Raw genomic sequence first — 15,206 nt, 5'->3', positions numbered from 1 at the left:
AAGGAGAACGGTTAACTTGAAGAAACGTATTGCTCTATTGCCCGGAGACGGGATCGGCCCTGAAGTATTAGAATCAGCGACAGACGTACTGAAAAGTGTTGCCGAACGCTTTAACCATGAATTTGAATTTGAATATGGCCTGATTGGAGGGGCGGCTATTGATGAACATCATAACCCCCTCCCGGAGGAAACCGTTGCTGCTTGTAAAAATGCAGACGCGATATTGCTTGGCGCTGTCGGCGGACCGAAATGGGATCAAAATCCTTCGGATCTGAGACCGGAAAAAGGGCTGCTCAGCATCAGAAAACAGCTTGATTTGTTTGCGAATTTGCGGCCTGTGAAGGTATTTGAAAGCCTTTCTGACGCTTCGCCTTTGAAAAAAGAATATATAGATAATGTTGATTTCGTTATCGTTCGTGAGCTCACAGGCGGCTTGTATTTCGGACAGCCGAGCAAACGCTATGTAAACACTGAAGGTGAGCAGGAAGCAGTAGATACACTGTTTTATAAGCGAACGGAAATTGAACGGGTGATCAGAGAGGGCTTCAAAATGGCGGCAGCCAGAAAAGGCAAAGTGACCTCTGTAGATAAAGCGAATGTTCTTGAATCAAGCCGGCTGTGGCGTGAAGTGGCTGAGGACGTTGCACAAGAGTTTCCTGATGTGAAGCTTGAGCACATGCTTGTGGATAACGCGGCCATGCAGCTAATTTATGCACCGAATCAATTTGATGTCGTGGTGACTGAAAATATGTTCGGTGATATCTTAAGCGATGAAGCGTCCATGCTTACAGGCTCGCTCGGAATGCTCCCGTCAGCCAGCCTATCAAGCTCTGGTCTTCATCTGTTTGAACCTGTTCATGGCTCCGCGCCTGATATTGCCGGTAAAGGGATGGCAAATCCGTTCGCAGCCATATTGTCAGCGGCAATGCTTTTGAGAACATCTTTCGGGCTTGAAGAGGAAGCGAAAGCTGTAGAAGATGCGGTAAACAAAGTCTTGGCTTCTGGAAAAAGAACAAGAGACTTGGCACGGGGTGAAGAGTTCAGCAGCACTCAAGCCATTACAGAGGAAGTTAAGGCAGCAATCATGAGTGAAAATACAATTTCTAATGTGTGACAGCTTACGTTAAGCGGTCTTAGCTCTAGGTAGAGGGAGGAAATAAAAGATGATGCCTCGAACAATCATCGAAAAGATTTGGGATCAGCATATTGTAAAACATGGTGAGGGAAAGCCGGATCTTCTCTATATTGATTTGCACCTCATTCATGAGGTGACATCTCCTCAGGCATTTGAAGGCTTGAGACAAAAGGGAAGAAAGGTCAGAAGACCCCAAAACACATTTGCGACAATGGACCACAACATTCCGACTGTCAATCGTTTTGAGATAAAGGATGAAGTTGCGAAACGCCAAGTAACGGCGCTTGAAAGAAACTGTGAGGAATTTGGCGTGCGCCTTGCCGATCTTCACAGTGTGGATCAAGGGATTGTCCATGTCGTCGGCCCTGAACTGGGCTTAACGCTTCCAGGGAAAACGATTGTGTGCGGTGACAGTCATACATCAACACATGGCGCTTTCGGCGCTCTTGCATTTGGAATCGGGACGAGTGAAGTTGAACATGTCCTTTCCACACAGACACTTTGGCAGCAGCGTCCAAAAACACTGGAAGTGCGCGTAGATGGAACGCTTCAAAAAGGGGTGACGGCAAAGGATGTCATCCTTGCTGTCATCGGCAAATACGGTGTGAAATTCGGCACAGGCTACGTCATTGAATACACTGGGGAAGTATTCAGAAATATGACGATGGATGAACGAATGACTGTTTGTAACATGTCAATTGAAGCAGGAGCAAGAGCAGGTTTGATTGCACCTGACGAGGTGACGTTTGAATATTGCAAAAATCGCAAGTACACGCCAAAAGGCGAAGAATTTGACAAGGCCGTAGAGGAATGGAAGGCGCTGCGCACAGACCCGGGCGCTGTTTACGATAAATCTATCGTCCTTGACGGCAACAAAATTTCCCCTATGGTGACATGGGGCATTAACCCGGGAATGGTTCTTCCTGTCGATTCTGAAGTTCCTGCGCCGGAAAGCTTTTCTGCAGAAGATGATAAAAAAGAAGCGATTCGCGCTTATGAATATATGGGACTGACTCCTCATCAGAAAATTGAAGACATTAAAGTGGAGCACGTATTTATCGGTTCCTGCACAAATTCCCGCATGACTGACCTTCGACAGGCTGCTGACATGATCAAAGGGAAGAAGGTAGCTGACAGCGTAAGGGCCATCGTCGTGCCCGGATCCCAAAGCGTGAAGCTTCAGGCTGAAAAAGAAGGGCTTGACCAGATTTTCTTGGAAGCTGGATTTGAATGGAGAGAGTCAGGCTGCAGCATGTGTTTGAGTATGAATAATGATGTTGTTCCTGAGGGAGAGCGCTGTGCATCAACCTCTAACCGCAACTTCGAGGGCAGACAAGGAAAAGGTGCAAGAACACATCTCGTCAGCCCGGCAATGGCTGCGATGGCTGCCATTCACGGACACTTCGTTGATGTCAGAAAGTTTTATCAGGAAAAAACAGTTGTGTAAGGAGTGCGCGAGATGGAACCTTTGAAATCACATACGGGGAAAGCAGCCGTATTAAATCGGATCAATGTGGATACAGACCAGATTATTCCTAAGCAATTTTTGAAGAGGATTGAAAGAACAGGCTACGGGCGTTTTGCATTCTTTGACTGGAGATATGATGCGAATGGTAAACCGAACCCTGAATTTGAATTAAACCAGCCTGTTTATCAAGGAGCTTCCATTTTAATAGCAGGAGAAAACTTCGGCTGCGGGTCATCGCGTGAACACGCTCCGTGGGCACTTGATGATTATGGGTTTAAAATTATCATTGCGCCGTCATTCGCTGATATTTTCCATCAGAACTGCTTTAAAAACGGCATGCTTCCGATCCGCATGCCATATGACAATTGGAAACAGCTTGTCGGCCAGTATGAAAACCAGTCATTGCAAATGACTGTTGACCTTGAAAATCAGCTGATTCATGACAGTGAAGGCAATCAAATTTCATTTGAAGTTGATCCGCATTGGAAAGAGATGCTGATCAACGGATATGATGAAATTTCATTAACGCTGCTGCTGGAAGATGAAATCAAGCAATTTGAATCACAAAGAAGCTCTTGGCTTCAAGCCTGAAAAAGCGGCCGGTATTTGTCCGGCGGCTTTTTTTGCCTGGTGAAACCTTTCATTTCTTGTGTTTGTTCACAGGTGTTGATACACTTGAACAAAATAAATGCCTGAAAGGAATATAGGTATGACGCATGACAAGAAGAACGCAAAAATTATTCCTTTTCCTCATCTGAAAGACCGCCTTGTGGAAAAAGGGATGTCATCACTAAAGGAAAAAAAGTATCAAGAAGCGCTTGAACTGTTTTCAGAAGCGATGAAATATGATGATACTGAATCCGATCTTCACTTAGGGATGGCCATCTGCTTTTTAGAGCTGGGCGAGCTGGAAGAGGCAGAAAGCGTGTGCGAGAAGATGCTCAAAGAAGGTTATGGCCATTATTTTACGGTTTTGCAGGTGTACATGACCATCTTAATTCAGCTCAAAAAATACGAGGAAGTAAAAAGCACCATTGAAGCCGTTTTGGAAGAAAATCAGCTGCCGGCAGAAAGCGCCGAGCAATTTTATAAGCTGCTGGATTTCAGCCGGAAAATGACCGATCCAGATCGTGAGGACGAGGCTTGGGCCGAAGAATATGAGGATACAATTGACACCGAGAAAGTGCTGGCAAGCCCTGAGGAGCAAATGAATCTCATCCATTCCTTAAAAGACCGTAACGTAGCAAAGTATACAGGATTGCTCAAAACAATCCTCCAAGACCCCTCAGCCCATCCGATTATCAAAACAATGATTGTCATGCTGTTAGCTGAGCATGAGTACAGTAAACCTGTACACATTAGCAAATTTGGCGAGTCGTTGACAATTGAACCGTCTGAGATTGTTCCGCCTGATGCCGCCCCGATTCTGCACCGTGTTCTCAGGGTGCTGGATGAGACACTTGGAAATGAAAATCCAACCTTATATGCGGCAGTAGAAGAATTGTGGAGAAGACATTTGTACGTTTTATATCCGTTCCAGCCGAAATTGCTGTCGGCTGACCTTTGGGCGGCTGCCCTTCATAAAGTCGGTTACGAGATGCACGGGATTGAAATTGAAAGCGAAGAACTTCATATGATGTATGAATTTACAGACAGAGAACTCGATGAAGCTTGCACAATGTTAAAAGATATTGAAGAAATTTCTTATTTGTAAATCGCGCCATATAGTTGAAAGCGCTATGTGTTATGTTATAATATAGTGGTTGTATTTGTGTATAACGGGTTATAAGAAATACGGTTGGACAGGCTTTGCAGTTCATTATTAACATCTATACATAATGATTCTGATCTTTGGCAGCTTTGTTTTTGTTGGACGAAGCCGAATGATTGCTTTAGAATGGAAGACCGACACAACCTGAATAGATTTTTGGAGGGAAACACATGTCTGTAAAATGGGAAAAACAAGAAGGCAACGAAGGCGTTTTAACGGTTGAAGTTGATGCTGAAACGTTTAAAACAGCACTTGATGATGCATTTAAAAAAGTAGTAAAACAAGTTTCAATTCCTGGATTCCGTAAAGGTAAAATTCCTCGCGGATTATTCGAACAGCGCTTTGGCGTAGAAGCTCTTTACCAAGATGCTTTGGATATTCTTCTTCCTGTAGAATACCCTAAAGCGGTTGAAGAAGCTGGAATCGAGCCTGTAGACCGTCCTGAAATCGATGTTGAAAAAATCGAAAAAGGCGAAAGCTTAATCTTCACTGCGAAAGTAACAGTAAAACCTGAAGTGAAGCTTGGCGAATACAAAGGCCTGGGCATTGAAAAAGACGACACAACTGTAACTGACGAAGATGTTCAAAACGAACTAAAAGCCCTTCAAGAGCGTCAAGCTGAGCTTGTTGTAAAAGAAGAAGGCGCTGTTGAAGAAGGAAACACAGTTGTTCTTGATTTCGAAGGATTCGTTGACGGCGAAGCTTTCGAAGGCGGAAAAGCTGAAAACTACTCTCTAGAAGTAGGTTCTGGTTCATTCATCCCTGGCTTCGAAGATCAATTAGTTGGCCTTGAAGCAGGTGCTGAGAAGGATGTTGAAGTGACATTCCCTGAGGAGTACCACGCTGAAGATCTTGCAGGCAAACCAGCTGTGTTTAAAGTGAAAATTCACGAAATCAAAGCGAAAGAGCTTCCTGAGCTTGACGATGAATTCGCAAAAGATATCGATGAAGAAGTGGAAACACTTGCTGAATTAACTGAAAAAACAAAGAAACGTTTAGAAGAAGCAAAAGAAAACGAAGCTGACGCTAAATTGCGTGAAGAGCTTGTTCTGAAAGCTTCTGAAAACGCTGAAATCGATGTTCCGCAAGCAATGGTCGACACTGAGCTTGACCGCATGCTGAAAGAATTCGAACAGCGTCTGCAAATGCAAGGCATGAACCTTGAGCTTTACACTCAATTCTCAGGCCAAGATGAAGCTGCGCTTAAAGAGCAAATGAAAGAAGATGCTGAAAAACGCGTAAAATCTAACCTGACTCTTGAGGCGATTGCGAAAGCGGAAAACCTTGAAGTATCAGATGAGGAAGTTGATGCTGAGCTTACAAAAATGGCTGAAGCATACAACATGCCTGTTGAAAATATTAAACAAGCCATCGGTTCTACTGACGCGATGAAAGAAGATTTAAAAGTTCGCAAAGCGATTGATTTTCTTGTAGAAAACCGTTAATATGGTGCATAATAATAGTACTAATAAAACAGGGCGCGAATCATTCGTGCCTTGTTTTGTACAATTATGAGTTATCTCTTTTTCTTGGGGCAATATAGTTAATGCAGGGCTGTTTTTTGTCATACATATAGAATGTGCAAGTCAGAAACACATTGTTACCGTCTTTTTGGAAAGTATGGTAAAATGCAATACATACTCGTTCGTTTCAAGAATCATTTTCTTTTGCTCTGCCGGTAAAAGAAAAAGTGAGACAAGATTAAGGGGTGAAAGAATGTTTAAATTTAACGAGGAAAAAGGACAATTAAAATGCTCGTTCTGTGGAAAAACACAAGATCAGGTTCGTAAGCTTGTAGCTGGACCTGGTGTATATATATGTGACGAATGTATCGAACTCTGCACTGAAATTGTAGAGGAAGAACTCGGAACAGAAGAAGAAGTAGAATTTAAAGACGTACCAAAGCCTCAGGAAATTCGCGAAATTTTGAATGAATATGTCATCGGCCAAGATCAAGCGAAGAAATCACTTGCTGTTGCTGTGTATAACCACTATAAGCGCATTAACTCTAACAGCAAAGTTGATGATGTTGAGCTCTCAAAAAGTAATATTTCATTAATCGGCCCTACGGGAAGCGGTAAAACCCTTCTGGCGCAAACTTTGGCTCGCATTTTAAATGTGCCGTTTGCGATTGCGGACGCTACATCTTTGACTGAAGCTGGATACGTGGGTGAAGATGTAGAGAATATTCTCTTGAAGCTCATCCAAGCTGCTGATTATGATGTGGAAAAAGCCGAAAAAGGCATTATCTATATTGATGAAATCGATAAAGTGGCTAGAAAATCTGAAAACCCGTCTATCACACGTGATGTGTCAGGTGAGGGTGTACAGCAGGCATTGCTTAAAATTCTTGAGGGTACAGTGGCAAGCGTACCGCCTCAAGGTGGACGTAAGCATCCTCATCAAGAATTCATTCAAATTGACACAACAAATATTTTGTTCATTTGCGGCGGAGCTTTCGATGGTATCGAACAAATCATCAAACGCCGTTTAGGCCAAAAAGTGATTGGATTCGGTGCCGACAATAAAGCTGCTGATCTTGAGAAAGAAGATCTTCTTTCAAAAGTGCTTCCTGAAGATTTGCTCCGTTTCGGGTTAATTCCTGAATTTATCGGACGTCTTCCGGTTATTGCAAGCCTTGAAAAGCTTGACGAAGAAGCATTGGTTGCGATCTTAACAAAACCGAAAAACGCTCTTGTTAAGCAATTCAAGAAAATGCTTGAGCTTGACAACGTTGAGCTTGAGTTTGAAGAAGAAGCGCTTTCTGAAATTGCTAAAAAAGCAATTGAACGCAAGACTGGAGCACGCGGACTCCGTTCCATCATTGAAGGCATCATGCTTGATGTGATGTTTGAGCTGCCTTCTCGTGATGACATTGAAAAATGTGTAATTACCGGGGCAACTGTGACACATGGAGAGCCTCCTCGCCTCTTATTAAAAGACGGCACTGAGGTAAGTCAAGATAAAACATCTGCATAAAGATAAGCACAAACCTCCTGAGTGGTAACACTCAGGAGGTTTTTTTGCATGCAACTCTTCTGGAAAAACGTTTATTCCCGTCTTCTATGGGAGATACTAGCAATCAGAGGAATGAATTGGATACATAAATTGTTTTTCAGGAGGGACCACCATGAGTTGGACAGGGATCGCGTTATTTATTCAGCTGTTTTTTGGGATCATCATCGGTTTGTATTTTTGGAATTTGCTTAAAAATCAAAGGACACAAAAGGTCACGATAGATAAAGAATCAAAGAAGGAAATGGAGCAGCTTCGGAAAATGCGCGCTATCAGCTTGTCCGAGCCATTATCTGAGAAGGTCCGCCCCAAAAGCTTTCAAGATATCGTCGGACAGGAAGACGGCATTAAAGCATTAAAGGCGGCTTTATGCGGGCCAAATCCTCAGCATGTGATTGTCTATGGGCCACCGGGAGTTGGGAAAACGGCTGCTGCGCGGCTTGTGTTGGAAGAAGCAAAAAAACATAAACAATCACCGTTTAAAGAGCAGGCTGTTTTTGTGGAACTCGATGCGACAACAGCCCGTTTTGATGAAAGAGGAATTGCCGATCCGCTCATCGGCTCTGTCCATGACCCGATATACCAAGGGGCCGGAGCGATGGGACAGGCTGGGATTCCGCAGCCGAAGCAGGGAGCTGTCACCCATGCCCATGGCGGTGTGCTGTTTATTGATGAAATAGGGGAGCTGCATCCTATTCAAATGAATAAAATGCTGAAGGTGCTTGAGGACAGAAAAGTCTTTTTAGACAGTGCGTATTACAGTGAGGAAAATACACAAATTCCGAATCATATTCATGATATTTTTCAAAATGGGCTGCCGGCTGATTTTCGCTTGATTGGCGCGACCACGAGAATGCCAAACGAAATTCCGCCAGCTATCAGGTCCCGCTGTTTGGAGGTTTTTTTCCGCGAGCTTGAAAAGGACGAGCTGAAAACGGTTGCTAAAACAGCAGCGGATAAAATTGAAAAAAATATCTCCGAAGAAGGACTGGATCTTTTGACCAGCTACACGAGGAACGGGCGGGAAGCCGTCAATATGATTCAAATCGCAGCGGGGATGGCTGTAACGGAGAATCGGAAGGACATTACGATTGAGGATATCGAATGGGTCATTCACTCCAGTCAGCTTACTCCAAAGCACGAGCAAAAAATCGGTGTTGAACCACAGGTTGGCATTGTAAATGGGCTTGCAGTCTATGGGCCTAACAGCGGATCGCTTCTGGAAATCGAAGTGAGTGTAACAGCGGCTCAAGATAAAGGATCAATTAACATTACAGGAATAGCTGAAGAAGAAAGCATCGGCAGCCAATCAAAATCAATCAGACGAAAAAGCATGGCGAAGGGTTCGGTTGAAAATGTATTAACCGTGCTCCGGACAATGGGAATGAAGCCTTCTGATTATGATATTCACATCAATTTCCCAGGAGGGATTCCGATTGATGGGCCGTCAGCAGGCATTGCGATGGCGGCGGGGATTTTCTCGGCGATACACAAAATTCCTATTGACAATACCGTTGCGATGACGGGCGAAATCAGCCTGAACGGTCTTGTGAAACCCATCGGAGGCGTCATTCCGAAAATAAAAGCGGCCAAGCAGTCCGGTGCGAAAAAGGTGATTATCCCATATGAAAATCAGCAGGCGATCTTAAAGCAGATTGACGGGATCGAGATTATTGCAGTGAAGACGTTCCAGGAAGTGCTTGATGAAATTTTAGTGAATCCGCCAACGGAACAAAAACCGTTTCATATTGAAATCAATAAAGAATCCGTTTAAACCCTATTTTGATAATAGGGTTTTTTTCATGAAGGTCATCTTTTCCTTTTTCATATCAGAAAGAAAGGGTATACTACGAGGAGACTGTTTTATAGAAAATGGAACCATGCCGTTTATTGTACAAGGATGAAAAAGTTGTATTATAATGGTTCATACTAAAGTCACGGAGGTGTCAGTCACATGGCAGAAGAATTAAAACGCAGCATCCCGCTCCTCCCTTTAAGAGGTTTATTAGTGTACCCGACGATGGTTTTGCATTTAGATGTAGGACGTGACAAGTCGGTTCAGGCTCTTGAACAGGCAATGATGCATGATCATATGATATTTTTAGCCACTCAGCAGGATATTTCGATAGACGAACCTGGTGAAGACGAGATTTTCACTGTCGGCACCTATACAAAAATTAAGCAAATGCTGAAGCTTCCGAACGGTACGATTCGTGTGTTGGTGGAGGGCCTCAAGCGCGCCCATATCGTCAAATACAATGAACACGAGGATTACACGTCGGTCGACATTCAACTTATTCATGAAGATGATTCAAAAGATACAGAAGACGAAGCATTGATGCGGACTTTGCTAGACCACTTTGATCAGTACATAAAAATTTCTAAAAAAATCTCGGCCGAAACGTACGCCGCGGTTACTGATATCGAAGAGCCGGGGAGAATGGCAGACATCGTTGCTTCTCATCTGCCCCTTAAACTAAAGGATAAGCAGGATATTTTAGAAACGGCTGATGTCAAAGACAGGCTGAACAAGGTCATTGATTTTATTAATAATGAAAAAGAAGTGCTGGAGATTGAGAAAAAAATCGGCCAGCGCGTCAAACGTTCGATGGAGCGTACGCAGAAGGAATACTACTTGCGTGAACAAATGAAGGCGATCCAAAAAGAGCTTGGCGATAAAGAAGGCAAAACTGGCGAAGTTCACACCCTGACGGAAAAAATCGAAGAAGCAGGAATGCCTGATCATGTGAAGGAAACAGCGCTTAAAGAATTGAACAGATATGAAAAAATTCCGTCAAGTTCTGCGGAAAGCTCTGTGATCCGCAACTATATCGACTGGCTTGTTGCTCTTCCGTGGACGGATGAAACAGATGATAAGCTTGATTTGAAAGAAGCAGGACGTCTCTTGGACGAAGAGCATCACGGACTTGAAAAAGTAAAAGAACGTATTTTAGAATATTTGGCTGTCCAGAAGCTGACCAAATCCCTGAAAGGCCCGATTCTCTGTTTGGCAGGACCTCCAGGTGTCGGAAAAACGTCTTTAGCCAAATCAATTGCAAAAAGCTTGGGACGCAAATTTGTCAGAATCTCACTCGGAGGAGTACGGGACGAATCAGAGATACGCGGACACAGACGGACCTATGTCGGAGCAATGCCTGGACGTATTATTCAAGGGATGAAAAAAGCGGGCAAGCTGAATCCGGTCTTCTTATTAGACGAAATTGACAAAATGTCATCTGATTTTAGAGGAGACCCGTCATCCGCTATGCTTGAAGTGCTTGATCCAGAGCAAAACAGCAGCTTCAGTGATCACTATATTGAAGAAACCTTTGATTTATCCAAAGTGCTGTTTATCGCAACGGCGAACAATTTGGCCACAATCCCGGGCCCGCTCAGAGACAGAATGGAAATTATTAATATCGCAGGCTACACAGAAATAGAAAAACTTGAAATCGTAAAGGATCACTTGCTTCCAAAGCAGATCAAAGAACACGGGCTGAAGAAAAGCAACCTGCAGCTGCGTGATCAGGCGATTCTTGATATCATCCGCTACTATACGAGAGAAGCTGGTGTGAGAAGCCTTGAACGCCAGCTTGCCGCGATTTGCCGTAAAGCTGCAAAAGCCATTGTTGCTGAAGAGCGAAAACGGATTACGGTTACTGAGAAGAACCTTCAAGACTTTATCGGAAAACGTATTTTCAGATATGGACAAGCTGAAACAGAGGATCAGGTTGGTGTAGTGACAGGGCTTGCTTATACAACCGTTGGCGGAGATACGCTGTCGATTGAAGTATCGCTTTCTCCGGGGAAAGGGAAATTAATCCTGACAGGAAAGCTCGGAGATGTTATGAGAGAGTCAGCTCAGGCTGCATTCAGCTATGTGCGATCCAAAACAGAAGAACTTGGCATTGAACCTGACTTTCATGAGAAGTATGATATTCATATACATGTACCAGAGGGTGCGGTGCCAAAAGATGGTCCGTCAGCCGGTATTACGATGGCAACAGCGCTTGTTTCTGCTTTAACGGGACGGGCGGTTTCGCGTGAAGTCGGCATGACTGGGGAAATCACGCTTCGCGGGCGCGTGCTGCCGATCGGCGGCTTAAAGGAAAAAGCGCTTGGCGCACACAGAGCGGGATTAACAACCATTATTGCGCCTAAAGATAATGAAAAAGATATAGAGGATATTCCGGAAAGCGTCAGGGAGGGGCTGACATTTATATTGGCGTCCCACTTAGACGAGGTTTTGGAACATGCCTTAGTAGGAGAGAAGAAATGAAAGTCACAAAGTCAGAAATCGTGATCAGTGCAGTAAAACCGGAACAGTACCCTGGAGGGGGGCTTCCGGAAATCGCATTGGCCGGAAGATCGAACGTAGGAAAATCGTCTTTTATCAATTCATTAATCAATCGCAAAAATCTTGCGAGAACGTCGTCAAAGCCAGGAAAAACACAAACGCTTAATTTCTACATTATCAATGATGAGCTGCATTTTGTGGATGTGCCGGGCTACGGTTTTGCCAAAGTGTCAAAGTCTGAGCGTGAAGCATGGGGCAGAATGATTGAAACCTATATCACGACACGCGAAGAATTAAAAGCTGTGGTGCAGATCGTTGATTTGCGGCATGCGCCATCTAATGATGATGTACAGATGTATGAATTCTTAAAGTATTACGGCATTCCTGTTATTGTTATCGCTACAAAGGCGGATAAGATCCCGAAAGGCAAATGGGACAAACACGCAAAGGTTGTCCGACAAACATTAAATATTGATCCGGAAGACGAGCTCATTCTCTTTTCCTCAGAAACGAAAAAGGGAAAAGACGAAGCTTGGGGAGCGATCAAAAAAATGATAAACCGGTAGAGGATTCTCTACCGGTTTTATTTATCGTATAGATTTTTTTCGTTTTATCAATAATAACAATAAACTGATTCCAATAAAGACAAACGGCCAATACTCCTTCAGAAGCGCTGTTGGAATATGCGCAGACTCAAGCCATGCCATAATTTGTTTGAAAAAGTACAAAAACAGGGAAAAACAAATCATCGACACAGCTTCATATACATATTCTTTTTTTTGAACGGTTGAAACGAGAAGTGAGAAGCCGATCATAAAGAGGAGCATTTCAAAATCATCCGGCCACCATACCCATTTCGGCTTGGCAAAAAAGTGTAAACCGATCCCGAAGAGAAGTAAACCAATAAAAAAATGGGGTGTAACGGCTTCTTTTTTTCCTTGATATACAAAGGCTGCGCCTAATAACATGAGGAGAACAGGCCATTGATCCTGCCCTGAAAACAGTTCGGCTTGACCGCTTTCTAGCCATGCATATACAGAAGCGGCAAGCAGCAGACAAGGGAATAAAATTGATTTTTGTTTCATGATATCACCTTCTTGTTTTTTAGAGCTGATGTGTAGTAAATTTCTGCTGTTTTTGGTATTGTCAATAGGAATGCTTCTTTTCCCTAAAGCTTTTTCTAATATAGCATAAGAATTTTAAAATCTGTTCACATTTTGTGAAAGAAACTATGTTATAATTATTATAAATAATGAGTTCTATGTTAGAATGATTATAAATTAAGATTGGGTGTTGGGGGTGTAATTAGAGCGATGCATATACTTGTTGTGGGAGTAGATTATAAATCCGCCCCTATTGAGATACGTGAAAAAGTAAGTTTTCAGCCGAATGAGCTGGCAGAAGCAATGGTGCAGCTGAAAGAAGAGAAAAGCATTCTTGAAAACATCATTGTCTCAACCTGCAACCGCACTGAAATTTATGCGGTAGTCGACCAGCTCCATACCGGCCGTTATTATATAAAAAAGTTTTTAGCTGATTGGTTTCAATTAAGCAAAGAAGAGCTGTCACCGTTCTTAACGTTTTATGAGAGCGATGCCGCTGTTGAACATTTATTCCGTGTAGCCTGCGGACTTGATTCTATGGTGATTGGCGAAACGCAGATTCTCGGACAGGTACGCGACAGCTTTAAAACAGCTCAGCAAGAAAAAACGATCGGGACTATTTTTAATGAGCTGTTTAAGCAGGCAGTTACAGTGGGCAAACGGACTCACGCCGAAACAGACATTGGCTCAAATGCGGTGTCAGTAAGCTATGCTGCAGTTGAACTTGCCAAAAAAATCTTCGGAAATCTTTCAAGCAAGCACATATTGATTCTCGGTGCGGGAAAAATGGGCGAGCTTGCTGCGGAAAACCTGCACGGACAGGGAATCGGCAAGGTCACTGTCATTAACCGAACATACTTGAAAGCGAAGGAGCTTGCAGACCGTTTTTCAGGTGAAGCGAGAAGCTTGAATCAGCTTGAAAGCGCGCTTGCGGAGGCTGATATTTTAATCAGTTCAACCGGTGCAAGTGAATTTGTCGTGTCCAAAGAGATGATGGAAAACGCGAATAAGCTTCGCAAGGGACGTCCGCTGTTTATGGTCGACATTGCCGTGCCTAGAGATCTTGATCCGGCGCTGAATGATCTTGAAGGTGTTTTTCTTTATGATATCGACGATCTGGAAGGCATTGTAGAAGCGAACATGAAAGAGCGGAGAGAAACAGCTGAAAAAGTTGAACTGTTAATTGAAGAAACCATTGTGGAATTTAAACAATGGATGAATACACTTGGTGTTGTGCCTGTTATTTCTGCATTGCGCGAAAAGGCGCTTGCCATCCAGTCAGAAACGATGGACAGCATTGAGCGTAAGCTGCCTCACTTAAGCACAAGAGAGAAAAAACTGTTGAACAAACACACCAAAAGTATTATTAACCAAATGCTTCGTGATCCGATTTTAAAGGTGAAAGAGCTTGCGGCAGATGCTGATTCTGAAGAAAAGCTCGCGTTGTTTATGCAGATTTTTGATATTGAAGAAGCTGCGGGCCGTCAAATGATGAAAACCGTTGAAAGCAGCCAGAAGGTCCACTCTTTTAAGAAGGCTGAATCAAAAGCGGGCTTTAGCCCACTTGTAAGTGAGTGAAAGCTGAATGATTGATACTGCAATGGCAAGACTTAATGAGGGGACAATCGTCATTTACGCGTTAAGTGTACTCTTTTATTTTATAGATTTTCTTCAACACAACCGGAAGGCTGGAAAAATGGCCTTCTGGTTGCTTTCTATTGTCTGGACTCTGCAAACCGTGTATTTGGCCTATTTTATGTGGGTGACGGGGCGGTTTCCGGTATTAAATGTGACAGAGGCACTTTATTTTTATGCCTGGGTGCTTGTCACGCTGTCACTTGTACTGACAAAGCTTTTACGTGTTGACTTTATCGTGTTTTTTACAAATGTTATAGGATTTTCTATGATCGCCATTCACACATTTTCACCGACAGAGCAGCAGTCAGCTGCTTTTTCCGGGCAGCTTGTATCTGAGCTTTTGGTGATTCATATTACAATGGCGATTCTTTCATACGGCGCTTTTTCCCTTTCTTTCGTTTTTTCTGTGCTATATATGTTTCAATATCATCTGCTGAAAAAGAAAAAGTGGGGAAAATGGCTGTTGAGAATAGAAGATTTATCAAAGCTTGATTATATGGCGTATGTTTTAAATGTCATTGGGGTTCCGATGCTGCTGCTGAGTTTGATTCTCGGCGTCATTTGGGCGTATGTCTCACTAGAAACGCTGTATTGGTTTGACGCCAAAGTGCTTGGTTCGTTTGTCGTCCTGCTGCTGTACAGCTATTATCTTTATATCAGGCTGATTAAAGAGCTGCAAGGAAAGGTCGCTGCACTGTGGAATACGGCTTGTTTTCTGGTGCTGATGATCAATTATTTCCTGCTTGGAAGCCTGTCGCAATTCCATTGGTTCAGTTAAA

12 protein-coding genes are annotated in these 15,206 nt (G+C 43.4%); 11 read left to right on the top strand and 1 reads right to left on the bottom strand.

Going from position 1 to position 15,206, the window contains the following annotated elements:
* Nucleotides 1–16: 16 nt before the first annotated feature.
* The 9 genes from leuB to yihA all read left to right on the top strand — a co-directional run bounded on the left by leuB (nt 17) and on the right by yihA (nt 12,252).
* Nucleotides 17–1,114, top strand: coding sequence for a 3-isopropylmalate dehydrogenase (gene leuB / locus ACZ07B_RS05390; RefSeq protein ID WP_124058793.1), 1,098 nt, complete (start codon nt 17–19; stop codon nt 1,112–1,114).
* A 49-nt stretch (nt 1,115–1,163) separates the two neighbouring features.
* Nucleotides 1,164–2,582, top strand: a complete 1,419-nt coding sequence (gene leuC, locus ACZ07B_RS05385) for a 3-isopropylmalate dehydratase large subunit (RefSeq protein WP_003229604.1) — start codon at nt 1,164–1,166, stop codon at nt 2,580–2,582.
* A 12-nt stretch (nt 2,583–2,594) separates the two neighbouring features.
* Entirely contained in the window at nt 2,595–3,194 is a 600-nt protein-coding gene (leuD, locus tag ACZ07B_RS05380; RefSeq protein ID WP_163130495.1) for a 3-isopropylmalate dehydratase small subunit, read from the top strand.
* Between the two features lie 118 nt (nt 3,195–3,312).
* Nucleotides 3,313–4,317 carry a DNA damage checkpoint antagonist DdcA gene (gene ddcA, locus ACZ07B_RS05375; protein WP_003229609.1) on the top strand — a complete coding sequence of 335 codons (1,005 nt, stop codon included), beginning with the start codon at nt 3,313–3,315 and terminating at the stop codon, nt 4,315–4,317.
* 227 nt (nt 4,318–4,544) lie between these two features.
* Complete coding sequence (tig, locus tag ACZ07B_RS05370; RefSeq protein WP_003229611.1) at nt 4,545–5,819, top strand: trigger factor; 1,275 nt, start codon at nt 4,545–4,547, stop codon at nt 5,817–5,819.
* Between the two features lie 271 nt (nt 5,820–6,090).
* Nucleotides 6,091–7,353 carry an ATP-dependent protease ATP-binding subunit ClpX gene (gene clpX / locus ACZ07B_RS05365; protein WP_003229613.1) on the top strand — a complete coding sequence of 421 codons (1,263 nt, stop codon included), beginning with the start codon at nt 6,091–6,093 and terminating at the stop codon, nt 7,351–7,353.
* A 151-nt stretch (nt 7,354–7,504) separates the two neighbouring features.
* Nucleotides 7,505–9,163: an ATP-dependent protease LonB gene (gene lonB, locus ACZ07B_RS05360; RefSeq protein ID WP_014477564.1), complete on the top strand. Its 1,659-nt coding sequence runs from the start codon at nt 7,505–7,507 to the stop codon at nt 9,161–9,163.
* A gap of 180 nt (nt 9,164–9,343) precedes the next feature.
* Complete coding sequence (gene lon, locus ACZ07B_RS05355) at nt 9,344–11,668, top strand: endopeptidase La (protein ID WP_042975043.1); 2,325 nt, start codon at nt 9,344–9,346, stop codon at nt 11,666–11,668.
* Nucleotides 11,665–12,252 (top strand): ribosome biogenesis GTP-binding protein YihA/YsxC, encoded by a 588-nt coding sequence (gene yihA / locus ACZ07B_RS05350; protein ID WP_041336250.1) that lies wholly within the window; start codon nt 11,665–11,667, stop codon nt 12,250–12,252. The genes lon and yihA overlap by 4 nt, the downstream gene beginning before the upstream one ends.
* Nucleotides 12,253–12,273: 21 nt before the next feature.
* On the opposite strand, the gene ACZ07B_RS05345 is transcribed toward yihA, so the two are convergent.
* The gene (locus ACZ07B_RS05345; protein WP_003229624.1) at nt 12,274–12,771 is read right to left on the bottom strand and encodes a hypothetical protein; all 498 of its coding nucleotides are present in this window, start codon (nt 12,769–12,771) and stop codon (nt 12,274–12,276) included.
* Between the two features lie 228 nt (nt 12,772–12,999).
* Here ACZ07B_RS05345 and hemA point away from each other — a divergent pair, with 228 nt between their 5' ends.
* On the top strand, nt 13,000–14,367 hold the full coding sequence (gene hemA, locus ACZ07B_RS05340) for a glutamyl-tRNA reductase (RefSeq protein WP_004399038.1): 1,368 nt from the start codon (nt 13,000–13,002) through the stop codon (nt 14,365–14,367).
* A gap of 7 nt (nt 14,368–14,374) precedes the next feature.
* Nucleotides 14,375–15,205, top strand: coding sequence for a cytochrome c biogenesis protein (locus ACZ07B_RS05335; RefSeq protein WP_003222575.1), 831 nt, complete (start codon nt 14,375–14,377; stop codon nt 15,203–15,205).
* Nucleotide 15,206 lies beyond the last annotated feature (1 nt).

The organism is Bacillus sp. 9.4 (genome assembly GCF_055486415.1).
Note: the sequence above shows the minus strand (reverse complement) of the source record. Positions and strands in the feature narration are given on the sequence as shown.

What these genes read in the sequence shown, in the direction of transcription:
- leuC (WP_003229604.1), top strand. Translation starts at nt 1,164, where the DNA reads ATGATGCCTCGAACAATCATCGAAAAGATTTGGGATCAGCATATTGTA.
- leuD (WP_163130495.1), top strand. Translation starts at nt 2,595, where the DNA reads ATGGAACCTTTGAAATCACATACGGGGAAAGCAGCCGTATTAAATCGG.
- ddcA (WP_003229609.1), top strand. Translation starts at nt 3,313, where the DNA reads ATGACGCATGACAAGAAGAACGCAAAAATTATTCCTTTTCCTCATCTG.
- tig (WP_003229611.1), top strand. Translation starts at nt 4,545, where the DNA reads ATGTCTGTAAAATGGGAAAAACAAGAAGGCAACGAAGGCGTTTTAACG.
- clpX (WP_003229613.1), top strand. Translation starts at nt 6,091, where the DNA reads ATGTTTAAATTTAACGAGGAAAAAGGACAATTAAAATGCTCGTTCTGT.
- lonB (WP_014477564.1), top strand. Translation starts at nt 7,505, where the DNA reads ATGAGTTGGACAGGGATCGCGTTATTTATTCAGCTGTTTTTTGGGATC.
- lon (WP_042975043.1), top strand. Translation starts at nt 9,344, where the DNA reads ATGGCAGAAGAATTAAAACGCAGCATCCCGCTCCTCCCTTTAAGAGGT.
- yihA (WP_041336250.1), top strand. Translation starts at nt 11,665, where the DNA reads ATGAAAGTCACAAAGTCAGAAATCGTGATCAGTGCAGTAAAACCGGAA.
- ACZ07B_RS05345 (WP_003229624.1), bottom strand. Translation starts at nt 12,771, where the DNA reads ATGAAACAAAAATCAATTTTATTCCCTTGTCTGCTGCTTGCCGCTTCT.
- hemA (WP_004399038.1), top strand. Translation starts at nt 13,000, where the DNA reads ATGCATATACTTGTTGTGGGAGTAGATTATAAATCCGCCCCTATTGAG.
- ACZ07B_RS05335 (WP_003222575.1), top strand. Translation starts at nt 14,375, where the DNA reads ATGATTGATACTGCAATGGCAAGACTTAATGAGGGGACAATCGTCATT.